This window comes from Blastopirellula marina, assembly GCF_002967715.1.
Lineage (GTDB): Bacteria > Planctomycetota > Planctomycetia > Pirellulales > Pirellulaceae > Bremerella > Bremerella marina_B.
In genome coordinates, this window is the sequence record NZ_PUIA01000030.1 from 81,551 (window position 1) to 106,734 (window position 25,184).

Genomic DNA, 25,184 nt, shown 5'->3' on the forward strand with positions numbered 1-25,184 from the left:
GCCTGGGCTTGCGGCTTCAGTATAACGCCTGATGCACCAGGGAACCGACGGGGGCTCGCGTGAATTCACCGACAATTCATTCGCTGCCCAACGAAAAAGGGAAAGCCCTTCGGCTTTCCCTTTCATTCCATGTTTGCCATCTAAGCGTATCGGCGTCGATTAGTGTCCGACGGTGATGCCCCAATGAACACCGGGTCGGTGGTGGTAATGTCGATGATGCCAGTGTGGGCCGTAATAGGGGGCCGGGCCATAGTAATGTTCTTCCACGATCACCCGATCTCGCACTGGGGCGGAAACGACTTCGACCGGCGGGTTTTGCATCGCGTTGATAACGCCGTCGCTTACGCCGTTGGTCTTCAGATAAACCAGATCCTGAGCCGATGGCACCTGAGCGACACCGTGCCGTCGGATATGCGTTGTGATAACCTGATCGCCGAGGCCAGCTTTGCTCATCGCAATTACATCATCAAAGGTTGTTTGTCCTTCGATGCTACGCCCTAAACGCTGTTGAAAGAGAGCCTGGTTTCGGGCTTCCACTTCGTCCATATGTGCCCCAACGGCCGAACCTGCCGTGGCCCCAACCAGCCCGCCAATTATGGCACCGCCGGCCGTATGTCCCGAAGCACTACCGATGGCCGCTCCTGCTAAAGCCCCAGTACCCGCACCCAAAACACCTAGTTGGTCCTGGTGGTACGGCGAGCGACAGCCAAGCGATGCAGCTGAAACAGCAACAAATACGTAAATGATTGGCGCGACCCTGCGCATGCGATTCTCCTAAAGCAATAGCGTGCTTTTCTAAGTATCGTCCACGGCAAGCCAGGGCGCTACCCAAAAACACGTCGCGGAATGATGCCAAGTTCAGAGAATCGGGTCAATCCAAATTGCCAGCACGCTAGCACTACTTTTCCATGGGTGTGGGCTGCTGCTTCTTATCCCACTTTTCGAACGCCTGCTGGCGCTGCTGGGGAGTCGTGAAGCCGATCGAGCGGATGTTGTATAAGAAGTTTGGATCGGTCGAGATGCGTGGAAATCCGTAGTCCTTTGGATTCTCCCCCGAAAGGTGCAGCACGGCGACCAGGGCGACATCCTTCATTTGCGTGTTGAACTGATCTCCCTGGACAGTCGGCAGCGATACTTCCGTGTCATCGTCGAAGTACTTGCTGAGGTACTCAATGTCTTCCTTACCGCCCAGTTTGGCGATCGCGAGCATGGCATACATCATCTGCTGGGTCGCATTGATTGCTCCGAACTGACCAAATCCGTTCTGATAGATCGGGCTGGCTCGCTCGTCGAGCATCTGCTTGGCGACGACTTTGCCACTCTTAATCCCTTCACGCAGGCAGGTTGTTAAGACAACAAAACGCATCTCTTGCGAAAAGCGCCCCGACTTTAAATTCGTCTCCAGCCATTGATCGAACACGCTCAACAGCGGCCCGGCACTCTCTGGATCTTGCAGGCTGTTAGTGACCTGCGGAGCGGCAAGCAGGAATTTCAGTTGATCCATGGTCGGATCCGTGATCCGAATATCCTCGAACGAAGTCGCGTGCAGCATGGCTGCCGCCGTTCCTTCGGAGATTTGAATGTGATTGGGCCCATAAAGATCTTCGCGGATCTTGTTGGCTCGCTGAAACAAGAGATAGTCCATCATCTGCGGCTGAGTCTCCAACGCGACGATTATGTCCCATTCATCTTTCAGAATCGAGACGAATAGCTTGCGCGTGACTTTCGAATCACCATGTCGTTCTTGAAAACGTTTCCAGCCTGGCAGGTCCACATCTTTCGCCATATCGGCAAAGCGAGTGAAATTATCTTTCCGCACACGAGCGCTCAACTGCAGATAGAGAGCCGAGGCCCGCAATCGAACTTCTGGATCCGGAGACCTTCTCGCTTCATTAAGTAGAGGAAGAATGTCGGCTCCCCGCTGCAGAATTCGATCTTCCGCTGCTTCACGAACCAGGTACTCATCATCCCCCAATTGAGCAATTATTTCTTCGTCGCCGGCTGAGGTGGCCGATTTCTCCTGAGCCAGAGCATTGCCCACGATGCACCAACTGATCGCAATGACCAACAGGGTAGAACAACAAAGCAAGCAACGATTGAGTGTCGAGTTTTCCAACAAGACGTGAGGCTCCTTAGCCCTGGGAAACAATGAAACGGCGAGCGAACGGTCGCCACCTATTCTAGTGACTGGCAAGGCGAACCGTCCACGAATAGTTACCTCTTGATACCCCCGCAGGCCAGTTCGTCGATCTTCTAATCCCAATGCCCCGCAGCCTGCCTAGTGGCTTGGCGAAACGAACGTGCCCTCCCAACATCCTTACCAATGGCTCGTCTGGCCTTGGGTGATGCCTGTATGCAGTCACGGAGCCAATACCGCAATATAACTCAAAACACATCGCCAGCAGCTGATTATCCAAACCCAAGACATACACCTCTACATGGGTATTTCTTCGTTACATTTTTGCAATAACAAGGTTACAAATTAGCAACTTAGTGCATATAAATGGCCAAACCACCTCTATAGAACTACAAGGAACGAACAGCAATAATTCTCAATATCGAACTAGCCGAGCAGCTTCGCCGGTTGTATAATCCATTGTGTCGTCATGAAAATCTTTTCCATTTGGTCGTTTTTTATACCTGTCAACTAGAAATTACTTGGGAACCTGTCCCAAGGCACGCGGTTTCAGGCTCGACATTGGATTCCGACCGTTTTCCTCACTTTTCCTTGAAAGCTGCCAACCATGCGAACTTCTCCACGGCAAGGTTTTACCCTGGTCGAACTGTTAGTTGTCATCGCCATCATTGGGGTTCTGATCGCCTTGCTACTGCCGGCAGTGCAACAGGCCCGCGAAGCTGCCCGCCGCATGCAGTGCACCAACAACCTGAAGCAGTGGGCGTTGGCCTCACACAACTTCGCTGACATCAACCAGGAGTTTATGCCGCTGGCGGCCATGAATAGCACCGGCACCGTCGAGAACGGCCAAGAGTACGAACGAATCACCTTCGCCGTTTCGCTGTGGCCTTTCATCGAGCAGTCGGCGCTCTACGATCGCTACAACATTGCTGATCCGTTCTATACATCCCCCAACATCGACACCCACCGCGTCTTTGTCGCTGGCTACTACTGCCCATCCGACAAAGTGAACGTCACGCAGGCCCAGTCCGATACCTACTGGCGGGTCATGGGCAACTACGTCACCAACATGGGCAACACCCACCTACACCAGAACGCGGCTGACCAGGCGATCTTCAGCGGATCGCCATTCGGGGTGCGACACATGTATCGCTTTGCTGATCTGACCGATGGTACGTCCAACACGGCTGGCTTCTCCGAGATCCTGATCGCTTCGCCAAACCAACTGGACGACAATCGCGGCGACATGCTCAACGACGAAGGAAGCCCTGGCTTCATGTCGATCAACACGCCTAACTCGCGGGTACCGGATCAGTGCCGTCAGTGTAAAGACACCACCGAAGATCCGTCCCATGCCGACTACCGCCGAATGCCATGCACCCAGGTTGGAAGTAACCAGGAATACCAGATTGCTGCCCGCAGCAATCACCCAGGTGGTGTCAACGTGAGCATGATGGACGGCTCGGTTCGATTTGTTACCGAGACCGTTAGTCACAGCATTTGGGAAGCCGCATTATCAGGCCGCGGCGGCGAATCGCTGCAACTTCCCTAACCAGCTTTATCCAGGAAAAAGGCATCGCACACCTAATTCGGTGCGATGCCTGACATGCCAGCCATCTGGTGACTCCCCCAACCGATATCTTTTCCAAATGCCATAAGCGACTTTTGTCATGAAATACTCTCCACTACTGGTCGTCTTGCCCGTACTAGGTTCCCTCTCACTAGTTCTTGGCTGCGGTGGACCGGCTTCGACGGCCGTGCCCATTAGCGGTACCGTTTCGGTCGAAGGCCAACCGGTTGAGGGAGGCTTGATCACCTTCCTGTCGGTCGACGATACAGCACCAGCCGCAGGGGCCCCAATTAAAAACGGCACCTATTCCGCGGAAGTGGAACCAGGCGAGAAGAAGGTGATGGTCTTAGGCACTAAGGTCGTCGGCGAAGAGTACATCCTGAAGGGCGTGCCTGATAGCGGCACTCGCCAGAAGCTGGAAACGATTACCCACCCGAATTACAACGCCAAGCATCTGACCCCGCTGACAGCGACGGTCTCGGGTCCCAGCGAAGAAATGAACTTCGACCTGAAGAAGAACGGCAAAGGGAAGTAGCTCCGCCATTCTTAGCGTCTTCGCATGATTCTTTGCCGCTCGGTCCGCTGACGAACCGAGCTCACGGCTGGCGAGCGTTATTCGTCGTCCGACGGAACGTCGACCCAGATACGCCCGTCTTCGACTTTCACCGGGAAGCAATCGAGATGGATCGAACTGAGTTGGTGCTTTCCGGTGGTAACGTCATACTGCCAGCCATGCCAGGGACAGGTCACAATATTGCCGCAGAGTTCTCCCTGACCAACCGGCCCTCCTTGATGGGCGCACATTCCATCGGTCGCGAAGTAGCCATCTTCGGTGTGATAGATCGCGACCATCCTTTTCGCGGCAACGACTTCCAAAGCCTGCCCAAGCGGGCAATCTGCTTCCGCTGCCACGTCAATCCAATTCGACATTCCACTTCCTTTTCCATCGTGGCGAAGTTAAAGCTAACCCTCGACCGGCACGGCAGGCGTCTGCAGCACCAACTGAAAGAACCCCAGGTCTAGCCAACGGCCGAACTTGTAGCCGGCCTGACGAATCGTCCCTGAATGTTCAAACCCCAGCTTCTCGTGCAGCCGAATACTACCTACGTTACTCAGATCAATGCCACCGACCATCACATGCAAATCATTCTGCTGAGCCAGTTCAATCAGCCGCTGCATCAGCATTAACCCAAGACCTTTGCCGCGATGATCCTTATGAATGTAAACCGAGTGCTCGACGGTGTACTTGTAGGCAGGAAAAGGGCGGAAGATTCCATAGCTGGCAAAGCCCATCAGCTTGCCGCCTTCGTCCACCACCCCGAGCACCGGAAATTTACCGGCCTGCTTGGTAGCGAACCAATTGACCATACTTTCGATCGGCCGAGGATGATAGTCATATAGCGCGGTAGAGTTCACGATCGCGTCGTTGAAGATCTCGAGAATCGCTTCGGCGTGCTCTTCATAGGTACAAGACACAAACGGCATAGGGTGTGGTCTCGCTGCGGATAGGGATTTCGATATCCGCCATCATACCATAACGCCGCCCGGCGAAGCGGTAGCGGCCACGCGTAGGGCACCTTCCGAAAAGCGACCATTTTTAAGAAAGTGCAGAATCTCCTGAAGCGATTCTGGGTGTCGCAAGATACGATTGTGTCCGCAGGGTACGAGCACATGGTCGACCTGGTTCCCGATGTAGGTACTTTCCAGGTGAACCAACAGGTCCTGCGTCGCCGCGATGACTCCCGTGTCCAGCGACTGGACCATCGGCAAGCGATGCACCAGGCTATCTGGCGAGGTGGAAATATCGGACAGAGCAGGGCAGAGGTAGTGCAGCCCACGGGATGCCAGCGCGGCGACGTTCGATCCATGATTCGGCGGGGCCAACATCACCAGTCGCCCTGGCCGCTGCCAATTCGTATCGGCCAGCACTGCCCGGAGGATGATGCCTCCCATGCTATGCGTGACAAAATGCAGCGGCTCACGCGAGTCCGCTTCCTCTTCCAAGAACGCTTTCAGTCGCTGCGCGTGGTTCGTCACACTATTTCCCACGCTCCGGTAACACCACCGCGATGGAAGATAGTGATGCTTCTTCAGAAATCGATTGAGCGGCCCCAGCACCCACCGGTTTCCCGACAGGCCGTGGATCAGGATTACTCGCTCTGGGCGATCTAATTCTTGCTGAAGTTGTGTTTCCATAGCTCCTGAATCTCCTTAGGTCGAAACCCCTCCCCAAGCGATTCGCGTATTCCTGGCAGTTTCCAGGCAACCGAATTTCAACTTTCTCGATAATTCAGTTATTGGCTTACCTGCCAGACACCGCCCCACCTACCACGATTGGTCGAGGAAAAATCCTTGAAAGATTTCCTCGACACCTGCCATTTACCTACCAGACTGCCGCCAAGCGGGCGCAACAGCATCGACTTGGCCTCTTTCCAACAGCACCCCAATCAAGAGATTGCTATGTCTTCTGATACCGCATTACCGCACGAGAAGGTCAACCAGATCGTTTACTTTTTACAGCACGGTGGAATTCTGAAGAAGTTCGATTTTCCCCGGATGCACCTACCCAATGTGGCTGGCTACAAACCGAAGTACTACGAAGAGATCGGACAGAAGATCGCCAGCAAAAAGATCGGCATTTACGTCGCCGAAGGCAGTATCGCAGGTGCCAAGGCGTTCTATAACGTCGACTCGAATTGCCTGTACTTAACGTCTGCTACCAAGGCCCTGAATACTCCGGACCACTGGAGCACCATCGCCCACGAAGCGACCCACATGATTCAAGACCTGAAGAAGTGGAAAATGAGCATGCAGGAAATGGAAGCCGATGCCCATTTTGCCCAGGCACTATTCCTGTACCACAAGAACTCGTTCCTCAGTGGAGGAACCATGCAAAGCTTCAACACGGCCGCCAAGTATTTCGCCGAAGGGGATATGAAGGAATTCAAAAAGAAGTCCAGACGATGATCGCCGAAGCGGGTGCCAAGTACCACGGCAAGAGTGGCTACGACGATTTGTACATCAAGAAACGCCAAAACGGCATCGCCTAGCCGACAACGGATTTCTGACGAGAAACATTCCGCACGCGTGGAACTTTGTCGCAGACCATTCGTCTAAAATGATGGGCTTGGTGTAATTATTGGATAATTCCAATTTTATGCTAACCGCCCACTGCAGTCGGCATATTGCCCAGGATCCGACCGGCATCCCGCAATTTCCGCGCTAAACCCGCAGACCCGATCACTGGGGTAGCCAATTCACCTTGACTTCTGGTTACCCAGCGTTTTCAATCGAGTTCGATTGAGACCGTTAACCGAGGAGCTTTCTCTTGCATCGATTTTCCTTACCATCACTCGTCGCATTTGTCGCTCTCTCGCTGCCTGCTTTTGCCTTTGGACAGGCCGCGGGACCAGGCATGCAGATGGTTCCCGTGCAAAATGTTTCGCTCGACCAGGCCCTGGCCGGCGTGCGTTGGCAGGGGCGTGTTCCATCGCCAGAGTCAATCGGCGACAAAACGCCCGTGGTTATGGTCTATGCAAGCTGGTGCCCTATCTGCAACGGTTGGTCGCCCGAGCTCTTCAAGCAGATTCAGGAAATGATTCGCGACGAACCGGTCGTCCTCTTCGCCATCAATGCCGATGAAACCACACGCGGCGTAAGCTACGCGTTGGAACGCAACCTTGTCGGACCTAATATTTTCCACGGCGATGACCCGACCATCGTGAAACGAATGGGCTTCGACAGTGAGCTCTTTCGGTATGCTGTCTTCCAAGAAGGAATGCAGTCGAAGAAGGCCTCGGCGGGTAGCTACTTCAATAACAACGACGGCACGAAAGAGTTTTCGATCGTCCGCGATATGAAGTCCGGCCTCGGTGGCAGCTTTTCGATCCTGACTCCTGAGATGTCGCCATCACTGCGAGAGTTGCTCTGGCCCGCCGAAATCGGTGCCAAGCTGAACGAACGTTCGCTGATCTCGTTGCGCAAGAATATGGACGAAGGACTGACCGGCGAGTTCAATACGGCCGTCACCGAATACCTCAATCGCCAGGTCGAGAAGGTCAAAACCTCGCGCACCGGTTCCATCCCGGAACAAATCAGCGGTTATGAACTAGCCGAAACGGTAGCCACCGATTTCAAATCGACTCCGCAAGGCCGCGCGTGCCGAGAGTTCGTCGACAACCTGGCCGACGACGAAACGTTCCAGAATGAGCTCACCGCGAAGAAGCTTTACGACCAAGGCAAGCAAAAAGCCAATTCGCCTGTCACGCTGAAACGAATGATGGGGCGTGTCATCAGTCGCTACGCCGACACGTATTATGGCAAGGAAGCCCAAAAGGCGATCGACTCCGTCCAATAATACATTCTCCCTGCGAAGAAACTCTGGGCCATCTCGCCCAGTGCTGGCCCATGGTACTGCAATCATGGGCCGTTCCTTGCGCCACTAGCCCCACTTGTCTACTTGCTTGTTCTTGGCGAACCAATTACGGTCGGAGAATTCTTCCCGTCCGTCCCACCACAGGAATCACGCCATGAGAACCTTCTCGACGTTCTTTTTCGCCGTCGCAATCGTAGCGTTCAGTTCGCTTCAACCAGTCGTTGCCCAAGAGAAAACCGACGACAACATCGAGTGGCACGACATCACCGAGTGGGGTGTCGAAGGCCGAATCCTTCCCGACCAGCAGCGTGCCCGCTGGTTCGATCGTCTGCCTGCTTCCGCGGAAGGGAAAGTCACTGCTGCCGTCTGGGGACTCAGCCGCGATAGCGCCGGCATGGTGGCCCGCTTCAAAACCGACGCCACCGAGTTGTGGATCGACTACACACTGAAAGACAACGGCATCGCCATGCCACATATGCCGGCCACCGGCGTTAGCGGGGTCGATCTCTATGCCCGCGATAAAGATGGCAAGTGGAAGTGGGTCAACGTCACCAAGCCGACCGCGCAAACGGTGAAAGCCAGTTGGATCAGCGGCATGGCCCCTGGTCATCGCGAGTTTGCCGCTTATTTGCCCCTGTACAACGGGATTGAATCGCTAAAGATCGGCGTCAAGAAGGGGGCAAAGTTTGAAGGCCTGGCCCCGCGTGAGAAGCCTATTGTGTTCTACGGCACCAGCATCACGCACGGTGCTTGTGCCAGTCGGCCTGGCATGGTGCACACGGCGATTCTCGGTCGCTGGTTCGATCGCCCTGTCGCCAATCTCGGTTTCTCGGGGAACGGAAAGATGCACGAAGAAGTCGGCGATTACCTGGTTCAAGTCGATGCGGCTGCTTACGTGATCGACTGTCTGCCGAACATGGGAGCCGCAGAAGTCGCCCAGCGCTGCGTGCCGCTGGTGAAGCAGCTTCGCTCGGCCAAGCCAGATACTCCGATCGTTCTGGTGGAAGACCGACGCAATACGAACGACTGGATTTTGCCGGCTCGAAATCAGCACCACACGGCCAACCATGCCGCGCTGAAGAAGGCCTACCAAGAGCTGACCGAAGCTGGCGTCAAGAACCTGTATTACATCGAAGGGGACCACCTCTATGGTGACGATACCGAAGGGGCCACCGATGCTTCGCACGCCAGCGATCTCGGTTTCATGCGTCAGGCCGAGATCTTCAAGCCGGTCCTGGAAAAGGCCCTCAGCTCCAACTGAGCCTAGCCGCGGATGATCGGCAAATGGTCGCGATCAATTCCAGTCAGCTGAACTCCGAAATGCTCGGCCAACAGGTCGAGCATTTCATTTTGGCTGCGAAGGGGAGTCTTCGTCGCCTTGCCACTGGCATCACGAATGGAAAACTCATCGTTCAACATCGTCAGCCGCACTCCATTAGGCGCGGCCTTGGCCACCATCATGATGTTCCTAAAGCGGGACTTGGGGTTGGTCGACGTGTACCAATTGGCCACCTCGCGATCGACCAGCGGCATCTCTTCCATGGTCATCTGGTACACATCTTCCCATTCGCCAGCTAGTAACGCCTGGTGGAAGTAGAGGTCCCCGTCTCGCACGATTCGTCGCGTCTCGTGTGGTGTCGCTTGCTCGCGGTCGAGCTCCAGTTTCAAAACGGCCGTCGGACTGAGACCTCCAACGCCCACATCCGCCAGCCACGAACTTCCCTCCATCTCGATCCGCACTACCAGGTGTGTTCGTGGCGTGATGTCTCCTCGTGGATACCCCAGTTTGACCCGAGCACTAATCGGAGCGACCTCGAAGCCCATCGTTGCCAATATCAGCAGCAAGAGCCCATTCTGCTCGAAACAATACCCGCCGCGCCGATCGTGTACCAGCTTCTTTTGCAGCGAAGCAGCATCCAGATGAATCGGTTTCCCCAGTAAGACATCCAGATTTTCAAACGGAATCGTCAGGACATGGGCGTGGACAATATCACTGAGCACAGCCGCTGTCGGATCGCGGGGGCCTTCATAGCCGATTCGTTGAAAGTAAGCATCCAGGTCCACGTAATCCGTACCGTTTTCCGCCGAGAGAGCTGCCTGATCCATCATTGCCTGTTTATCCATGATCTGAAATGGGACGTTCCTTTGACGCCGCAAAGCGGGCAACGGTTCGCGGTGCTTATGGTAACAACCACTCCAACTTTGCTCGCACCAATTGCGTCTTTATTGCCAGCGATTGGACTGAATACAACACCAAACTCAACTGGCTAGGCTCGACGAGTTCCCTCAGCCTAGCCAGAGAACGACCGCTCATTGAGCATCTATTCGCCCAGCTTCCAAAGCTCTGGCTTGGTTTCCTGCAGTATCTCGGAGATGGCCTGGCGATCGGCACGCGTGAGATGGTCGAAATCGCCGCTCGCGTCTTCCCCCGCCAGAACCTCACGCAGACGCCTGGCGATATACGACTTCATATTCAACGGAAGCTCGTCGAATGTCTTACTGTAGATCATATAACTGCACGGGTACTTGAATAGCCGAGTCTTCAAGTCGAGATCACGCAGCGAGCGTCCCTGCGAATCTTTGGGCCCCTTGACCTGGAACTCTTCCGCGAAACGGGATGTACCTGCGATGGCATCTTCCAGCGGTGCTTCGTCGGCCATCAGCATATGACTCACGACCTTGTCGCCGGCACTCTGCACGCGACGGGCCGTCGTTTCGCTTATGTGATCGGCAGGGCGTTCCAATGCCTCGTTCATGACCTGGTCGTGATGGGCCGAACGGCGGGCTTCGTGACTGGCCAGTGTCAAATAATTCTGCATTTGCAACTGATGCTCAAGCACCATCAGTGCCACGATATCACTATGAGGCGTCACGTACTTCTCGACCGGAAACAACTGGCTCAGGTCGGTCACGTTCGCGCCCGCTTCCCGGTCGATCTCTTCCGGCTTGTAGCGATCGGTCGATACGACATTCCCCATGTGGCGTATCTTGCCGTGCGTTCCCGTCACGTACCAACCACCCCAGCGTTCAGATAGGGGACTTGTTTGATCGGTGTTGAATGTTCCCGCTCCGTAGTGCGGCATCCCGCTCGACATGACAAACATCGAACGCACTAATCCCCCTGGCACGCGCTGCGTGCGCGACGATGCATGGCACACGGTGCATTGCCCTTGATCGCGGACAAACCGGGGCTTCTCTTCCGGCTGCTGCTCGAGAGTGTAGAACACCTCGCCGCGTACCGGGTCAGTCGTCATGATTTCGAGCACGTCTCCACGCTGCACCCACCCGACGTACGAATCGTCGTTGAAATAGAGTGCCCGCGGACGGCGGGGCGAGATCTGCTGCAATTGAAAACTCGACTTCGAGTAGACCAGCACCTGCGACTCCGGCGAGATATCCAGGGCCTTCAACACCGACTTGAGAAAGCCGTGGTCCTGGTCGAACTCAAGCGACTGTTGCCCCTCGTCCAGTTGCTCCTGAATGCGGGCAATCGGATTGTCGACCGATTTGTCGCTGTAGTTGATGGGCGCTTCGTCGTACGGTTCCTGAGCGGAAAGCTGCGAAACGGTTAACACCATCGCCGCTACCATGAACTTCCATGAAATTCTCATCGCGAAACCTGTTCTTTGATTCTCGAATGACTCAGCATGTGGGGACACAAAACCTCTGAGTAATCCAAGTAAGTGTCGGTGGATGAATGGGGTGGGGCCACGAACTCAAAGGATTCACTGTATTCTGGATATTATTATCCACTTTAAGTCCCAGGCCGTCAAATGGATTACCCCAAGAGAAAGGGAATTCTGGCGAACTGAGGGGCAGGGGGCTATACTCTAGGGTCTCGACCTTCCCTTGTCTTCCAGCTTATCCAGCCTGATCGACCGCTTCTCCTTTGTGGATCCTTACGATGCCCCACACAACTTCCTGGTTCTTGCTCTTGGCAGCGGTATTTTCTGCCTGGTTCGTCCCTGGTTTGGCCGCCGCCGAGCGTCCCAATATCCTGATCATGATGGTCGACGATCTTGGGTATTCCGATTTCGGCTGCTACGGCAGCGAGATCGAAACCCCCAACATCGATCGCCTGGCCGCCGATGGCCTCCGCTTCCGCAACTTCTACAACACGGGCAAATGTCACTCGTCGCGGGTATCGCTGCTAACAGGACTGTACTGCGATCAAGCCGGCAGCGAGTCCCTTCGCCGGGGTGTGACCATCGCCGAGGTGCTCGGCAACGCCGGTTACTCCACCGCCATGGTTGGCAAGTGGCACTTGAGTAAACAGCCGACCGACTTTGGTTTTCAGAAGTACTTCGGCCATCTTTCCGGGGCCACTAACTTCTTTACCGGGGACGAAACGTTTCGGCTCAACGGCGAAAAATGGGACGCCTTCGGCGACGACTTTTACACCACCGACGCCAACGTGAAGTGGGCCAAGACGTTCCTTAGTGAGACCCTGGAAGAACACCCAGACAAGCCGTTCTTTCTGTATGTTGCCCACAACGCCCCCCATTACCCACTTCAAGCGCGGAAAGAAGACTTCCTTAAGTACGAGAACCGCTACGTCGATGGATGGGACAAGCTTCGCGCAGCCCGCTACAAGCGCCAGCTCGAAATGGGACTGATCCCCAAGCAGTGGGCATTGTCTCCGCGGCCAGAGCATGTCCCGGACTGGACGGCGCTGACCGATGAACAAAAGGACTGGGAGCGTCGCCGCATGGCAGCGTTCGCTGGTATGGTTGACCGGGTCGATCAAACGACCGGCGACCTGGTCGCCTTCTTGAAAGAGAAGGGGGTCTTCGAGAACACGCTTATTCTGGTTTGCTCTGACAACGGAGCCTGCCCCTTCGATCGCACCAAAGGCAAGCAGTACGAAACTTGGGACCCGCGTTCTTACTGGTGCTACGACACCGGCTGGTCGCACGTCGGCAATACTCCTTTCCGCCTGCACAAACAAAACCAGCACGAAGGTGGCATCTCGTCTCCACTGATCGCCCACTGGCCGGCCGGCCTGAAAACCAAGCCTGGGGCAATTACCGATCAACCGGCCCACCTGATCGATTTCATGGCCACCTGCGTCGACCTCGCCAAAACTGATTATCCCGCCAGCTGGCCTGATCGCGAGCTCGAACCACTGCAAGGCCTTTCGCTGACCCCGATCCTCGCAGGCGAAACGCGCAAGCCGCATGACTTTCTCTACTTTCACTTCTCGACCAATCGTGCCATCCGCGAGGGGAAGTGGAAAGTCGTTACCCACCGCGCTTCGCAGTGGGAGCTTTACGATATTGAAAAGGACGGGACCGAGCTCAACGATCTCGCCACTCAATATCCACAACGCGTAAAAAAGCTTTCCCAGCTTTGGCACAAAACGGCCATCGAGACCGATCGCCTGAAGGAAAAGCAGGCCTTGCCGGTATCGGGCAAAAAGCCACCTCTGTTGAACAAGGACGGCACTCCGGCGAAGAACTAGCGATACCGTCGCTTGGTTGCCATAGCAGGGGGACATCGGGTAACTTGTTCGACAAGCACCCCTGAACCTCCACGCTTGTCAGGCCCAAGTGAACTATGATCGTTACGGAAAAAGAGAGCTGGCTGGGAATGATCTTCGCCGTTCATGGAACGACGATGGAATCGATCTGGCCGCGTGTGGCCGTTGTGTTTTTGTGGGCGATATTGACCACGGTCGTCGCGTATTTCTTTCCCGATCGATATTACACATTAACCATGGGCCCATTCACGGTGGTCGGCCTGGCCCTGGCAATCTTCCTCGGTTTTCGCAATAACGCGGCGTACGATCGCTACTGGGAAGGACGCAAGCTGTGGGGACGCATGGTCAATGTCTGCCGAAGCTTCACCATGCAGATCAATACGTTGATCGACGATGCTGTTGCAAGCAACGCGCAAACTTCGGACGAAGCCCAAAATCAACGTTTACATATGGTTCGGCTGATCATTTGCCATATCCACGCCTTGCGACATCGCCTCCGCGATACCGACGCCGCAGCCGACCTGGAAGAACAGTTACCAGACGATAACCAACTGCCTCAGGACCTGGCACAAGACAACGTTCCGGCGGCGATTGCCGATCGAATCTCGCGTCAGATCAACTCAGCCTGGCGAAGCGGACGACTCGATACGTTTCACGTCCCGCTGCTGCACAATTGCTTGACCGAAATGGTCGACATCCAAGGAGGATGCGAGCGGATCAAGAGCACGCCCATTCCGTTCACCTACAGCGTGCTGACCCACCGCACCGTGTTTATCTACTGCTTCGCTTTGCCGTTCGGTCTGCACGACACGGTCGGCATATTTACCCCTTTGGTTGTCGGTATGATTGCCTACATTTTTTTGGGCCTCGATGCGGTGGGAGACGAGATCGAACAGCCGTTCATGACCGACGACAACGATCTGCCGCTGCTGCAGCTAACCACCATGATCGAACGCAACGTCCTGCAACTTTCCGGTTGCCCGGATGAAGAATTGCCTGACCCGATCCAGCCGGTCGATCACATCCTGATCTAACTACCTACAGGTTCGCCCCTGCCACATGCGATTATTGGAAGAATTACTCGACGCCAACGATCCAGGGATTCAGCGCATCCGAGAGTGGACCCTGGCGGCCGCGGTCGATGTTGTCGTCCTTCCCCCGTCCGCTCAGCGCGAGCAAGTCCTGCTCGATGTGCAGGTCACTACCCGCAGCACCATGGGAGCGATCGCCTACGAGACCGGCGGAATCGTCGTCGATAACGGCTGGCTGCGATTCCTCGGCTCGGGTCATCCCAGCTTCACACGCACCTTGCCGGCCTGGAACCAGGGACGCTGCGATGGGTTCTACCTGATTGCCGACGACGCCGTCGGAGGCTTCTTTGCCATCAACGGGGGCAAGCTTGGCGATGACTTCGGCAATGTCTATTACCTGGCCCCCGACGATCTCGATTGGCAGCCACTCGAAATGGGCTATACCGACCTGTTCCACTCGGCGGTCATGGGCTATTTGAGCCCGTTTTATGCCGACCTGCGTTGGACATCTTGGCAGGCCGATACCCAACAACTGGCCCACGATCGCTGTTTTTTCTTCTATCCTTTTCTCTGGACGGCCGAAGGTTCGATCGAAAAGAGCGTCCGCAGCGACGTGCCGGCGACCGAAGCTTTTGGCCTGAAAATCGACTTTTTACAGCAGTTTAAAGCAGAATGAGCCGAGCGAATCAGGTGATCAGAACACCCCAAAACGTGGATGTCGAGGAACTTTTTCAGCGTCCTATCCTTCGTGGGGTTTTCGTCGTAAAATGCTCTTTTATGCAATGACTACCGTTAAACAAAGTGTTTCCCGGCTGTCCTGCGAAAGTTTGTGCTCAAGGAATGGATCATGCCGGAAGGTATCATCAAGCGTCTGACCGACAAAGGCTTCGGTTTCATCGACACGGGTCAGAACAAGGACCTGTTTTTCCACCTCTCGAACCTGGATGGCGTTCGCTTCGAAGAACTTCACGAAGGTCAGCGCGTCTCCTACACCGAAGGCCAAGGCCCTAAGGGTCCACGTGCCGAAAACGTGAAGCCTGTCTAGTCACAGATTTCACATCTCGGTTTAGATGTCGGCGAAGAAGCGTCCCACCGGCGGGCGCTTCGCCAAGCCGATTTCAAGCCCAATCGCTAGTCCATCTAAGGTCTCCTGACGACTTGCTTCGTCAAATGCCGATCGAATGCGACTAGCTTCTTGTGCGCTAGCATCGTAGTGTTTGGCGTCCCTTTGTCCTTTCTGGATTCGCCATGTCGCTGGAAATCTATCGCTAAGCCACTTTGCATTCTTGTTCATAGCGGAAGTGCGTCATGACAACCCCAGGCGAGCGGTTTCGCATTTGTCGTTGGCCTTCGATAGAATAGCCGCAGGGTGGCGAAATGCGTTAAGCTGATTTCGATTTCATTTTCTGAGTGAACGAAATCTCTCCGGGGCTACCCCGGGGCATCCTGAATGGTAAGACTTTCCGTCGCGTGAGCTGCGATGCGCCCCACGCATTACTGCTCACGCCAGACTAGCCGCGTTAGCCATTTCGCCGCCCTGTTTTCATGCACTCGGTTACGCACAGCGCAAACATTCTAGCAACCGCTTTTGCGGCTGGACGCTTCGACCCAGAAGAGCTTGTCCAGCGTGGCAGTCAGGTTGTCGCCAGTCGCGGTCGTTGGCTGCGCCCATTGGCCGTTCGCCTTGCTGAAGCTTTTGCAGGCAAGATTCACCCCCGGAAATCCACTATCGTCGCTTTCCTGGTCGCCGATGCAGGTTTCTGCCGCGCCTATCATAATGACCGCGTTCAGATCGCCAACCTACTCGGCCCCATCCCAGAGATGATTCCGACCGCGACGGCGGCCAATTGGCAAGGGTGCCTCGCGTTGCCCACACCCCATGACGTATCGCGCTGGCTGAATCTCGCGCCAGGCGAGTTAGATTGGTTTGCCGACCGACGACGAATGGCCCATGCCCAGTCGAACCCGAAGCTCCAACATTACCGTTACCGCTTGCTCCAGAAGCGTCCCGGTGAGTACCGACTCATCGAGGCCCCTAAGCCGCGGCTAAAAGCCATCCAGCGACGGATCCTGTCAGACATCCTGAATCATGTACCGCCGCACGAAGCTGCGCACGGATTTCGACGCGGCCGTTCCATTACATCGTTTGCCGCGCCCCATGTTGGCAAGCAAGTCGTCCTCAAGATGGACCTGCAAGACTTCTTTCCATCCACACGTGCCGCTCAGATTCAATCGATCTTTCGCTTTTTGGGGTACCCCGACACGGTTGCCGATCTTCTTACCGGCCTGTGCACGACTTCCGCGCCGCAAGATATCTGGCCCACCGCAGCACCTCGGCCGGCACAACCGACCCAGCGGCAGATGCGCCGGTATGCCGAACCACACCTTCCCCAGGGAGCACCCACTTCTCCGGTACTGGCCAACCTTTGTGCCTATCGTATGGACCTTCGCTTTTCCGGACTGGCCAGCACAGTGAATGCTTCGTACACGCGGTACGCCGACGACATGGCCTTTTCAGGCAACCAGGACTTCGCCCGGGTCTGCCAGCGGTTTTCAACGCAGGCGGCTGCTATTGCGATCGACGAAGGCTACACGGTGCACTTCCGCAAGACGCGCATCATGAAGCAAGGAGCCTGCCAAAGGGTGGCCGGAATGGTTATCAATCGAAGACTCAACATCTCGCGGAAAGACTACGATCGCTTGAAAGCGGTGTTGACCAATTGCGCGCGGCATGGCCCTGACTCACAAAACCACGACGCTCATAATGATTTCCGCAGCCACCTGGAAGGCCGCGTCTCTTTTGTCGAGCAGATCAACCCCGAGCGTGGAAGGCGATTACGGGCACTGCTTGAGCGTATCGACTGGTCGAAGTAGTTGTACCGCACCTCGCTTGAAGTGTCGCAAATCCGATATCCATCGCGTGAAACCGCACTACATTTAGATTATAGTTTTGTCGACTACGAACGAATGTTCCCTCCCTGGCGCTGATCGTCATATGCTGAAAACAACGCTTTCCCTGTGCCTACTCCTGAGTCTCTTTTCCCTTGTGCGGGCTTCCGAGATCTATGTGACGCCGGAGGGTGCCGGGCAGAAGGACGGCGCGGCCTGGGATTCCGCCTACGATGCCACATCACTTGCCGAATTCGTCGGCAACTTGAAACCTGGTGATACACTACTTTTAGGTAGTGGGGAATACGCCAAGCTGGCGCTCGAGATCAAAGCTCGCGGAACGGCTGAAGCTCCGATTACCATCCGCGGAGTCGATAGGGGTAGTGGCTTACCCAAGCTTACCAGTACCTGGACGATCGATGCTCCTGCCAAAGGGGCTACGGCAATTCGGCTGAGTGACCAGGCCTCTTACGTCACATTGGAGCACCTGCGTATCGACGGATATCGTACTGGAATTCTGGCAGACGCTACCGGCAATGGAGAAGGACGCACGCATCTCTCTTTTCATGATGTCGACGTGCAGCACTGCCAGTTTGGGTTCTATCTGAACGATTGCGATAATCTGCTGATCCAGGACTGCGACCTGGTTCGTTACAGCAAACATGGTTTTCGCCTCAACCAAGGCTGCGATCAGGTCACCTTTCGGCAATGTCTGGCCGACTGTTCTCAGGCCGACGTCCAGTGGGAAGAGCATACTGAGTTGCTGCCGTTCGGCTTCAACGTTAACAGTGGCGGCCGTCCGAACACCCACATCATGTTCGAGGACTGCACAGCCGCCAACAACATGATGCCGCTGCAGAAGAACAGCTACAAAAACGGCGACGGTTTCGTCGTCGAAGGCAACACCCAGAACGTCACGTTTCTGCGGTGTCGAGGTATTCGCAATCAAGACGCCGGGTACGACTTGAAGGTCGAGAACGTGCGGCTAAAGGATTGCATCGCGCTGGCCAATGGCCGCCAGATGCGTATCTGGACAACGGCCACGCTCGACAACTGTTACCTCGGCTACGGCGGCACAGGCCTTTGGTGCAATGGAGGTCCGATCACCGCCACCGGCTGCACCTTTTACGGCCTCGGCGTCGCCACCATGACCGACGATAAGGCGAAGCACAAAATCACGCTTACCCGTTGCCTGATCGCCAACTGCCAAACCACCAAGCGACAAACGGCCAGCGGTGGCGGCGTTGCGTTGGAAGAAACGGAAGTGATCCCCCCGCAAGAAAAGTCGCCGCCAGCCGACAAATCAGCGACGCGCGAGGTGCCGCCGTGGGATGGAACCGGAAAGCCTCCAGTACCGGCAGAAGTACCTGGCCAAGGGTACCTAAGTGTGGTTAAGCCAGAAACTCGCTAAGCCGCTTTCTGGTAGGCGGCCGGTGGCGTAGCGGTTGCTTTGATCTCTGCGTTTTCGGTCTTCATCCCTGCAATATATTGCAGCCGGCCTTGGCTGATGGCGTCTTGCCAATAATTGCGAAAGATTCGTAGCCGTGATTCAGGGGACAAAGGAAGATAGTTCAGCGCTAACTCGCGAACGCATTGGCGGACCGCTGCTTTGAACTGACGATACTTTAATTTGCCCGGGTTCTCTTGCAGTTCCTTCCGCATACCCCATTCCTTGGGGTCGATAACTCTATTCTCGACCGGCAATAACTGACAGGCGCGGCATTCGTCTTCGCCATATTCGACCAACTCTTGATGGAGCGGTTTTAAACTTACCTGGTTGCCATGCGAGACCCGCGAGTTCTCGGCGTAACCAATCGGTACCCCGGCCGCTTCCAGAGTGTGACCGATTAATAGTTCCGAGAAGTGTCCGAACTCGGCCTGAAAGCCGCCGACCTGTTCCCATAACGCGCGTTCGATGAGCGTACCGCGGATCGCAATCTTACACTTTTTGTCTTGGACCCAGCACTGAAAATCTTCTTCGAACAGATACTGTTCACACTCGGCCAGGTAATTGCCATTGAGGCCGTCGCTGGCACTACAGACCACCGGCAGTTCCGATCGCTGGACAAAGTCGTAGATCTGCTGCAGACAGTCGCGACGCGGTACGCAGTGCGATTCCGTAATGTAAAGATACTTACCACGGGCCACTTCGGCACCGGCGTTATAGTGGGCATTCATCCGCATCCCAGGCCGATAAACCCAACGCACCTGGGGGAATTCATCGACCAACCAAGCAATCTCGCTGTATGACGCGGCGTCGGTCGCAACGACGACCTCGTAAGATACATCAAGCGCTTGTTGAGTGAAGCCCGTCAGACATTCAACGGCGTACCCGCGATCATCCGGCAGAGGGATCACCACGGAAATCATTGGAACGTCACTCATTGCTAGCATATCCCCGAAATCGACTAATCTCTGACTGCCCCTTCCTAACTACGTGGCGAGAGAATAGCGAATGCTGGCATACCGAACAATGCGGAAAAGCAGATATTACAACTGCCCATTTAAATTGGCCGAATCAGAACAGCGACGACAAAAAGAACGCACTACCGATTAGCACCGGCAGAAGCATTAATTCCTTCATTCCAAACTGCCATTGCTGGCGACAAATGACCCAACAAAGAAACCACCCCAGAGATATCCACCAGGTAAGGTTCAGCATAATACCACTGACATGAACGCCTAAAGAAAACCAGGGGGCACCGTACCAAACCACCTCTTTGGGCCAATGGATTGTCCAATGATAGATGGTTGGTTGGCTGAAAATGGGATTTCCGTAGTCTGCCTGAAATTCGATGAGAAAGCCTGCCACGGGACAGGGCCAGCCAATTTCACGACTCTCTGTCCAGCGATGGACTCCACCGACGTAATAGCCTGCTCCAGTTTGCGGCCAGGCATTCACCGCCAGAGCGATAGCCGCCATCAGAAGAACCGTGATGAACCGGCGACCTATCATTGACCATTTCTAGTAGGAGACATCGACTGCTTCCCAGACGTTTCCATAGCCTACTGCCCTCAATCGACACCGTCCACCAACGAAAAAAAGCCACGCCCTTCAAAAATGAGCGTGGCTTTTCCTGGAACATTGATAGGCTGAACGAAAACTACTTCGATTTAAGGTCAAAATCGAACGTGTTGTTGCCACTTTTCACTTCGGCTACCAGAGTGGACTTATCGTTGTAACTTGCTGGAAGCAGTTCCGGACGGGCTTTGACCAAAGGACCATCTCCTTCGCCGCCGCTGGAACCACGGGCCGAAAAAATCCGCACCGTGTGCGTGCCGATCGCGGCACCATCACGCGTCCCAGTAAACTGCAACACGTAGTGACCACTTCCGTCGGTGTATGCAATGGAAGGGCGGGCGTTATCGGGTTCGAACTGCACTTTGGCGTCATCCAGCGGCTTGCCGTCCAACGTGACATTTCCCTCGACATAGCCCAGATCCGGGCCGCCACTACTATAGCACCCAAGCATCAGGCACATGGCAACTGCGAACGCAATTGCCAACGGGGAAGTTGTCTTTTTCAATGAAGCAATCAATTGCATGAATCGGTTTCTCCGACAGCGTTCAATAAGATAGCGACAGGGTACGATTGGATGATTAATAAGCGCCGATGACCTGGCCATCTTGCATGTTGCCCAGGTACTCCATAACGGTGTCGGTCGTTCCCGTGGTGTTGCTATGAATGGTTTCCGGCAGGAAGCTCACCGATCCATCCGCAAACACCGCCATCGCACCGCCAGGATGCATGCTGGACATACCGTGGTTTTCAGCCTTGTTCGTCGAGGTCGTCGATCCAATCGTGATGTTTGGCGAAAACAACGTCGTGCAAAGGGTGCGGTATAGGCCCTGGTCGTAGTTGGCCTTGTCTGGGTGTTGATGATTGTCTGGGCCTTTGGCGTTCTTATCGCGCGTCGCAAACAGTTCGCTCGATCCAAACCACTCGTTATTGAGAATGTAGGCACGCTCGGCAACCATCAGCGTATTGCTCGTTCCGTCGGTAATATCGCGCATCCGCGTGTCGCTATCTTTGAAAAACATACCGGTGGCCCCAGTCGTTCCGTCACCAAAGTTCGTTGCTTGATTCGCACGTACATAGGCCGAGCTGTTGACCGCTACGTAGCTTGTCTTGGAAAGGCCAAGGTTCGTTCCACTGGCGTTTTCGATGGCGCACCCGGCACATTTAGACGTGCTGCTGACCGAGGGACCGGTATCCGAAGGGCAGATGAACGTGTCGTACTTCGCCTGCATGACATCCTGATGGGCACTTAGCGCGTCGCTGGCCTTGACCTTCCCGACCTGAAGCACATCCGAGACGTTACCCAGTTCCATAAACGGAAGAATAAACGCCGACCAGGTCCAGTGCCCTTTGTTATCCGCAACGTTCACGTGGATATAGCCAGACGGAAAAGCCTGGTAGGTGTCGTGATAGTTGTGCATCGCCAAGCCAAGCTGCTTCAAGTTGTTCGAGCACTGCATCCGGCGAGCCGCCTCTCGGGCTTGCTGCACCGCTGGCAACAACAGGGCGATCAGCACGCCGATAATGGCGATCACCACGAGCAGTTCCACCAGCGTGAAGCCACTACGACGAAATCGAGGTGAGAGTGATGTCATGGGGTATCCAGTAGAAAAAGGAAGGATAAGGAATCTGCCAACGCCCCGTCGATGACCGGAAAATAAATGGCCACCCAAAGCGTGGAATCAAGCTGCGACTGAGCCAGCGAAACAAATGAAGATTTAGGGAGCGTAACGCTTAAGGGAGCTTTACTGCTCCTATCTACGATTCGTACGCGTTTTGTTCGGCTTACTACTGGATTCTCAGAATTCTGTAGAAATTTCCTTCCAGACCGACAAGCACCCCCTTTCTGGCATAACCATAAAGCAATAAGAGGGGGATCGCATCTCTACCAAGGACCAATCACCCAGTCGAGCGTCGCCAACACCAACAGTAATCCCGCAGAAGCCCCCACCGCCAGGATCCGGAGCATCAGCCGCTGCCGGGAGCCCGTAGAACCGCCAATCCTAACGAAAGGGAATCGGAGCTCTCAGGCAGCTTGCCTTCTTCGCGCGGTGGCTGGTACGGGTTATCCATCATTGCTTCCTTGTTTCCTGTATCATAATCTCCTGACAAACCCACCATGTTGCCTCTTCCACCGCCAGGTAATTCCGCGTGAAAACCATCGTGAAGCTCTCGTTATCGCTGTTGATCGTTGCCCTTTGTGTTGCTTCCACCCCTCTCCAGGCCGACGACGCCGCGCCGTGGAAGTCGCTGTTCAATGGCAAAGACCTCACCGACTGGCAGGCCAACGCCCACCCCGAATCGTTCACCGTTACCGACGGCATCTTGAAAGCCCACGGCAAAAACGGCATGGCGCATCTATTCTACGTCGGCGACACAGACCACGATGTCCGCTTCAAGGACTTCGAGCTGGTCGCCGTTTGTCGCAGCGAGCCCGGCTCGAACTCCGGCTTCTTCTTTCACACCGATCGAGAACTCCGCGGCGGCAAGTACTTGAACAAAGGGTACGAAGTTCAGCTCAATAGTTCCGCGAAAGAAAAGAACAAAACCGGCAGCCTATATGCCGTCGTTCAGGTCGCCGACTCGCCGGTGGACGAAACCAAATGGTTCACCATTCGCATCCTCGTACAAGGCAAACACATCCAAGTCTTCGTGAACGACCAGCATTTGGTCGACTACACCGAGCCCGAAAACCCCGAGCGCGCGGAAAGCCGAGCCAAGCGATTGATCGACCCCATCGGCGGTGCCCTCGCCATCCAGGCCCACGACCCCGGTAGCGTCTTCTACTTCAAAGAAATTCGCCTGCGCGAACTTTAATGCGATCGAACGTGTCTGTGCATCGAGCAGGCATTCGCTGCATGCGCACATCTCGCCCCATGAACGAGCAAAGACCGCTATGCAACCATCCGCAAACGAGAAGTGGATCGAAGGGATTAGCGCAACGCTGGCTTCCTATCGAGAGATGATCGATGTCACCGTCGAGCAGCTTTCCGACGCCGAGTTGCATGCCCGACCCGCTCCGGAGATCAATTCGGTCGCGATTCTCTTGCGGCACATCGGCGGAAACCTTCGTAGTCGCTGGACCGACTTCCTGACGACCGATGGCGAGAAGCCGGACCGAGCGCGTGATACCGAGTTCCAAGACTGGGAAGGAGATCGCGCGGCACTACTGGCTCACTTCGACAACGGCTGGAACGCCCTGACGTCCGCCATCGAGCAAATCAAACATTCGAACATGCAGCAGTCCATGTTCGTCCGTGGGCACCACCACACCATTCACGAGGCCCTGACCAGATCGGTAACGCACGTCACCTATCATGTCGGCCAGATTGTCATGGTCGCGCGGATGGTGCACAAAGGCCCCTGGCAGTGGGTCACGATCGCGCCAGGTCAAAGCGATCAGTACAACCAAGAAAACTGGGGTACGGGATCGAACCGCGGCACTTTTGGCGATCCGAACGAAAGCCAAGAAGGTTAAGTGCCCCACTCGCGATGGAATTCCACGCCTGGCAAATAAATTCAAAGAATCGAATGCCAGGCGTCAGGTGTCAGCGGTGAAATGCGTGCCACAGCCCATGCGTTTGCGGGTAAGCAGCCTTGTCGGCAGCACTCATCAATAACTGCCTACCTTTCCGCTTCAAGACATTTGGGATACTCTTAACAGTAAGAATTCTCACATCCCCACTTTGCCGAAAATGTTGCTCTCTTGATCGTCGTTCGCCCCTTTTCCAACTGCGATCCTCCTAAGCTGGTGGAACTATGGAACCATCAGCCTATCAGTCGGGGACTTGCTCAGCCGATGGCGGTCACGCTGTTGGAAGCCCAGGTTCTTGCCAAACCCTATTTCCAGCCGAAGAACCTTTTGATCGCCGAGATCGAAGGGAAGCTGGCCGGCATGGCCCACCTGGTGATGGCTGGTCCGCTATTGCCGGATGGCCTTCGGGCCGAGATCGCCAACCTGCCGATCGTTCTGGCAGCGAACATTCCCGAAGCAGCCGAAGTCGAAGACGCACTTGTTCAGGCGGCCGAAGCGATCGTGCGAGAAACGTCCGCGTCTTCGATCCTGCTGGGCGGCACTAGCGAGCCGGGGCCTTTTTACTTCGGCCTGGCCAAGGGAAGCTGTAACCGCGGGGCCTTAGTGTCCGATACGCGAATGATCGAATTGGCCGCGCGGCATGGTTTTGATCATGCTCGCAGCTGGAAGGTTTACAGCAGGGCCCTGCGAGGCTTTCGCCCCCCTGTCGATCGCAACCAGATCGCGGCTCGGCGGACGTTGAACGTACTCCGCGAAGATGACCCGCCGTATACCAACTTCCGCGAAGCGTGCATCTACATGCATCAGCATCGCACGCGGTACTCGCTGGTTCAAAAGCAGGACAGCCACGCGCTGGCCCGTCTGACAGTCGTGCAAATGGAAGCCTTCAGCCACCTCCGCGGCGTTCGCATGAGCGGTATCGTCGATATGGATAGCCTGAGCGGTTGCACCGATGTTCAGGCCCAGTTCTTCCTGGCCGAAACATTGCGGCAAATGACCGAAGAAGGAACTGCCGTTGTCGAAACCCAGGTAGCCAGCGACAACGCCATGCTCACCCAGGTCGTCGAAACCCTCGGCTTCGAAGTGATCGACGAACTTCGCCTGATGAGCAAGGTAATCAGCTAAACTTGCGGCCGCAATGAGCGTGCC

25 protein-coding genes are annotated in these 25,184 nt (G+C 55.4%); 14 read left to right on the top strand and 11 right to left on the bottom strand.

Annotated features, from left to right (window positions below; translation table 11 throughout):
* Nucleotides 1–159: 159 nt before the first annotated feature.
* Nucleotides 160–765, bottom strand: a complete 606-nt coding sequence (locus C5Y96_RS09625) for a glycine zipper domain-containing protein (protein WP_105352500.1) — start codon at nucleotides 763–765, stop codon at nucleotides 160–162.
* Nucleotides 766–898: 133 nt separating this feature from the next.
* Complete coding sequence (locus C5Y96_RS09630; RefSeq protein ID WP_105352501.1) at nucleotides 899–2,119, bottom strand: hypothetical protein; 1,221 nt, start codon at nucleotides 2,117–2,119, stop codon at nucleotides 899–901.
* 625 nt (nucleotides 2,120–2,744) lie between these two features.
* Here C5Y96_RS09630 and C5Y96_RS09635 point away from each other — a divergent pair.
* Both C5Y96_RS09635 and C5Y96_RS09640 read left to right on the top strand, forming a co-directional pair.
* Entirely contained in the window at nucleotides 2,745–3,689 is a 945-nt protein-coding gene (locus C5Y96_RS09635; protein ID WP_105352503.1) for a DUF1559 domain-containing protein, read from the top strand.
* A 118-nt stretch (nucleotides 3,690–3,807) separates the two neighbouring features.
* A complete protein-coding gene (locus C5Y96_RS09640; protein WP_105352506.1) occupies nucleotides 3,808–4,242 on the top strand; it encodes a hypothetical protein in 435 nt (144 codons plus the stop codon).
* A gap of 77 nt (nucleotides 4,243–4,319) precedes the next feature.
* On the opposite strand, the gene C5Y96_RS09645 is transcribed toward C5Y96_RS09640, so the two are convergent.
* From C5Y96_RS09645 to C5Y96_RS09655, 3 genes are read right to left on the bottom strand one after another with little or no spacing between them, the layout of a single operon-like run.
* Complete coding sequence (locus C5Y96_RS09645; protein ID WP_105352508.1) at nucleotides 4,320–4,637, bottom strand: Rieske (2Fe-2S) protein; 318 nt, start codon at nucleotides 4,635–4,637, stop codon at nucleotides 4,320–4,322.
* 33 nt (nucleotides 4,638–4,670) lie between these two features.
* Nucleotides 4,671–5,192 carry a GNAT family N-acetyltransferase gene (locus C5Y96_RS09650; RefSeq protein ID WP_105352510.1) on the bottom strand — a complete coding sequence of 174 codons (522 nt, stop codon included), beginning with the start codon at nucleotides 5,190–5,192 and terminating at the stop codon, nucleotides 4,671–4,673.
* A gap of 42 nt (nucleotides 5,193–5,234) precedes the next feature.
* Nucleotides 5,235–5,903 (bottom strand): esterase/lipase family protein, encoded by a 669-nt coding sequence (locus C5Y96_RS09655; protein ID WP_105352513.1) that lies wholly within the window; start codon nucleotides 5,901–5,903, stop codon nucleotides 5,235–5,237.
* A 264-nt stretch (nucleotides 5,904–6,167) separates the two neighbouring features.
* Between C5Y96_RS09655 and C5Y96_RS09660 the strand changes: the two genes are divergently transcribed.
* The 3 genes from C5Y96_RS09660 to C5Y96_RS09670 all read left to right on the top strand — a co-directional run bounded on the left by C5Y96_RS09660 (nucleotide 6,168) and on the right by C5Y96_RS09670 (nucleotide 9,343).
* On the top strand, nucleotides 6,168–6,674 hold the full coding sequence (locus tag C5Y96_RS09660) for a hypothetical protein (RefSeq protein ID WP_146115591.1): 507 nt from the start codon (nucleotides 6,168–6,170) through the stop codon (nucleotides 6,672–6,674).
* A gap of 361 nt (nucleotides 6,675–7,035) precedes the next feature.
* Complete coding sequence (locus C5Y96_RS09665; protein ID WP_105352518.1) at nucleotides 7,036–8,064, top strand: TlpA family protein disulfide reductase; 1,029 nt, start codon at nucleotides 7,036–7,038, stop codon at nucleotides 8,062–8,064.
* Nucleotides 8,065–8,236: 172 nt separating this feature from the next.
* Nucleotides 8,237–9,343, top strand: a complete 1,107-nt coding sequence (locus C5Y96_RS09670) for an SGNH/GDSL hydrolase family protein (protein ID WP_105352521.1) — start codon at nucleotides 8,237–8,239, stop codon at nucleotides 9,341–9,343.
* A gap of 2 nt (nucleotides 9,344–9,345) precedes the next feature.
* On the opposite strand, the gene C5Y96_RS09675 is transcribed toward C5Y96_RS09670, so the two are convergent.
* A complete protein-coding gene (locus C5Y96_RS09675) occupies nucleotides 9,346–10,191 on the bottom strand; it encodes an arylamine N-acetyltransferase family protein (RefSeq protein WP_199188668.1) in 846 nt (281 codons plus the stop codon).
* 212 nt (nucleotides 10,192–10,403) lie between these two features.
* Nucleotides 10,404–11,693: a hypothetical protein gene (locus C5Y96_RS09680; RefSeq protein ID WP_105352523.1), complete on the bottom strand. Its 1,290-nt coding sequence runs from the start codon at nucleotides 11,691–11,693 to the stop codon at nucleotides 10,404–10,406.
* Nucleotides 11,694–11,986: 293 nt separating this feature from the next.
* On the opposite strand from C5Y96_RS09680, the gene C5Y96_RS09685 reads away from it, so the two are divergent.
* The 6 genes from C5Y96_RS09685 to C5Y96_RS09715 all read left to right on the top strand — a co-directional run bounded on the left by C5Y96_RS09685 (nucleotide 11,987) and on the right by C5Y96_RS09715 (nucleotide 18,892).
* Nucleotides 11,987–13,543 (top strand): arylsulfatase, encoded by a 1,557-nt coding sequence (locus C5Y96_RS09685; protein ID WP_105352525.1) that lies wholly within the window; start codon nucleotides 11,987–11,989, stop codon nucleotides 13,541–13,543.
* A 95-nt stretch (nucleotides 13,544–13,638) separates the two neighbouring features.
* On the top strand, nucleotides 13,639–14,595 hold the full coding sequence (locus tag C5Y96_RS09690; protein ID WP_105352527.1) for a bestrophin family protein: 957 nt from the start codon (nucleotides 13,639–13,641) through the stop codon (nucleotides 14,593–14,595).
* A gap of 25 nt (nucleotides 14,596–14,620) precedes the next feature.
* Nucleotides 14,621–15,268: a DUF2625 family protein gene (locus tag C5Y96_RS09695; RefSeq protein ID WP_105352529.1), complete on the top strand. Its 648-nt coding sequence runs from the start codon at nucleotides 14,621–14,623 to the stop codon at nucleotides 15,266–15,268.
* Nucleotides 15,269–15,439: 171 nt separating this feature from the next.
* Nucleotides 15,440–15,637 (top strand): cold-shock protein, encoded by a 198-nt coding sequence (locus tag C5Y96_RS09700; protein WP_105352531.1) that lies wholly within the window; start codon nucleotides 15,440–15,442, stop codon nucleotides 15,635–15,637.
* Nucleotides 15,638–16,137: 500 nt separating this feature from the next.
* Nucleotides 16,138–17,466, top strand: coding sequence for a reverse transcriptase family protein (locus C5Y96_RS09710; RefSeq protein WP_105352537.1), 1,329 nt, complete (start codon nucleotides 16,138–16,140; stop codon nucleotides 17,464–17,466).
* A gap of 121 nt (nucleotides 17,467–17,587) precedes the next feature.
* Nucleotides 17,588–18,892 carry a right-handed parallel beta-helix repeat-containing protein gene (locus tag C5Y96_RS09715; RefSeq protein ID WP_105352539.1) on the top strand — a complete coding sequence of 435 codons (1,305 nt, stop codon included), beginning with the start codon at nucleotides 17,588–17,590 and terminating at the stop codon, nucleotides 18,890–18,892.
* Here the strand turns inward: C5Y96_RS09715 and C5Y96_RS09720 are convergent.
* The 4 genes from C5Y96_RS09720 to C5Y96_RS09735 all read right to left on the bottom strand — a co-directional run bounded on the left by C5Y96_RS09720 (nucleotide 18,889) and on the right by C5Y96_RS09735 (nucleotide 22,095).
* On the bottom strand, nucleotides 18,889–19,866 hold the full coding sequence (locus tag C5Y96_RS09720; protein ID WP_158261161.1) for a glycosyltransferase family 2 protein: 978 nt from the start codon (nucleotides 19,864–19,866) through the stop codon (nucleotides 18,889–18,891). The two genes, C5Y96_RS09715 and C5Y96_RS09720, sit on opposite strands and share 4 nt — an antisense overlap.
* 133 nt (nucleotides 19,867–19,999) lie before the next feature.
* A complete protein-coding gene (locus C5Y96_RS09725) occupies nucleotides 20,000–20,437 on the bottom strand; it encodes a hypothetical protein (protein ID WP_105352545.1) in 438 nt (145 codons plus the stop codon).
* A 148-nt stretch (nucleotides 20,438–20,585) separates the two neighbouring features.
* A complete protein-coding gene (locus tag C5Y96_RS09730) occupies nucleotides 20,586–21,026 on the bottom strand; it encodes a hypothetical protein (protein ID WP_105352547.1) in 441 nt (146 codons plus the stop codon).
* Between the two features lie 55 nt (nucleotides 21,027–21,081).
* Nucleotides 21,082–22,095 (bottom strand): DUF1559 domain-containing protein, encoded by a 1,014-nt coding sequence (locus C5Y96_RS09735; RefSeq protein ID WP_105352549.1) that lies wholly within the window; start codon nucleotides 22,093–22,095, stop codon nucleotides 21,082–21,084.
* Between the two features lie 556 nt (nucleotides 22,096–22,651).
* On the opposite strand from C5Y96_RS09735, the gene C5Y96_RS09740 reads away from it, so the two are divergent.
* The 3 genes from C5Y96_RS09740 to C5Y96_RS09750 all read left to right on the top strand — a co-directional run bounded on the left by C5Y96_RS09740 (nucleotide 22,652) and on the right by C5Y96_RS09750 (nucleotide 25,160).
* Nucleotides 22,652–23,317, top strand: a complete 666-nt coding sequence (locus C5Y96_RS09740; RefSeq protein ID WP_105352551.1) for a DUF1080 domain-containing protein — start codon at nucleotides 22,652–22,654, stop codon at nucleotides 23,315–23,317.
* Nucleotides 23,318–23,396: 79 nt separating this feature from the next.
* Nucleotides 23,397–23,978, top strand: coding sequence for a DinB family protein (locus C5Y96_RS09745; protein WP_105352553.1), 582 nt, complete (start codon nucleotides 23,397–23,399; stop codon nucleotides 23,976–23,978).
* A gap of 228 nt (nucleotides 23,979–24,206) precedes the next feature.
* A complete protein-coding gene (locus tag C5Y96_RS09750) occupies nucleotides 24,207–25,160 on the top strand; it encodes a hypothetical protein (protein WP_105352556.1) in 954 nt (317 codons plus the stop codon).
* Nucleotides 25,161–25,184 lie beyond the last annotated feature (24 nt).

Excerpts from the sequence above, each read along its gene's own strand:
- C5Y96_RS09675 (WP_199188668.1), bottom strand. The coding sequence starts at position 10,191 with ATGATGGATCAGGCAGCTCTCTCGGCGGAAAACGGTACGGATTACGTG.
- C5Y96_RS09695 (WP_105352529.1), top strand. The coding sequence starts at position 14,621 with ATGCGATTATTGGAAGAATTACTCGACGCCAACGATCCAGGGATTCAG.
- C5Y96_RS09650 (WP_105352510.1), bottom strand. The coding sequence starts at position 5,192 with ATGCCGTTTGTGTCTTGTACCTATGAAGAGCACGCCGAAGCGATTCTC.
- C5Y96_RS09645 (WP_105352508.1), bottom strand. The coding sequence starts at position 4,637 with ATGTCGAATTGGATTGACGTGGCAGCGGAAGCAGATTGCCCGCTTGGG.
- C5Y96_RS09735 (WP_105352549.1), bottom strand. The coding sequence starts at position 22,095 with ATGACATCACTCTCACCTCGATTTCGTCGTAGTGGCTTCACGCTGGTG.
- C5Y96_RS09660 (WP_146115591.1), top strand. The coding sequence starts at position 6,168 with ATGTCTTCTGATACCGCATTACCGCACGAGAAGGTCAACCAGATCGTT.
- C5Y96_RS09700 (WP_105352531.1), top strand. The coding sequence starts at position 15,440 with ATGCCGGAAGGTATCATCAAGCGTCTGACCGACAAAGGCTTCGGTTTC.
- C5Y96_RS09640 (WP_105352506.1), top strand. The coding sequence starts at position 3,808 with ATGAAATACTCTCCACTACTGGTCGTCTTGCCCGTACTAGGTTCCCTC.
- C5Y96_RS09720 (WP_158261161.1), bottom strand. The coding sequence starts at position 19,866 with ATGAGTGACGTTCCAATGATTTCCGTGGTGATCCCTCTGCCGGATGAT.
- C5Y96_RS09710 (WP_105352537.1), top strand. The coding sequence starts at position 16,138 with ATGCACTCGGTTACGCACAGCGCAAACATTCTAGCAACCGCTTTTGCG.
- C5Y96_RS09690 (WP_105352527.1), top strand. The coding sequence starts at position 13,639 with ATGATCGTTACGGAAAAAGAGAGCTGGCTGGGAATGATCTTCGCCGTT.
- C5Y96_RS09635 (WP_105352503.1), top strand. The coding sequence starts at position 2,745 with ATGCGAACTTCTCCACGGCAAGGTTTTACCCTGGTCGAACTGTTAGTT.
- C5Y96_RS09715 (WP_105352539.1), top strand. The coding sequence starts at position 17,588 with ATGCTGAAAACAACGCTTTCCCTGTGCCTACTCCTGAGTCTCTTTTCC.
- C5Y96_RS09625 (WP_105352500.1), bottom strand. The coding sequence starts at position 765 with ATGCGCAGGGTCGCGCCAATCATTTACGTATTTGTTGCTGTTTCAGCT.
- C5Y96_RS09730 (WP_105352547.1), bottom strand. The coding sequence starts at position 21,026 with ATGCAATTGATTGCTTCATTGAAAAAGACAACTTCCCCGTTGGCAATT.
- C5Y96_RS09680 (WP_105352523.1), bottom strand. The coding sequence starts at position 11,693 with ATGAGAATTTCATGGAAGTTCATGGTAGCGGCGATGGTGTTAACCGTT.
- C5Y96_RS09725 (WP_105352545.1), bottom strand. The coding sequence starts at position 20,437 with ATGATAGGTCGCCGGTTCATCACGGTTCTTCTGATGGCGGCTATCGCT.
- C5Y96_RS09670 (WP_105352521.1), top strand. The coding sequence starts at position 8,237 with ATGAGAACCTTCTCGACGTTCTTTTTCGCCGTCGCAATCGTAGCGTTC.
- C5Y96_RS09655 (WP_105352513.1), bottom strand. The coding sequence starts at position 5,903 with ATGGAAACACAACTTCAGCAAGAATTAGATCGCCCAGAGCGAGTAATC.
- C5Y96_RS09745 (WP_105352553.1), top strand. The coding sequence starts at position 23,397 with ATGCAACCATCCGCAAACGAGAAGTGGATCGAAGGGATTAGCGCAACG.
- C5Y96_RS09685 (WP_105352525.1), top strand. The coding sequence starts at position 11,987 with ATGCCCCACACAACTTCCTGGTTCTTGCTCTTGGCAGCGGTATTTTCT.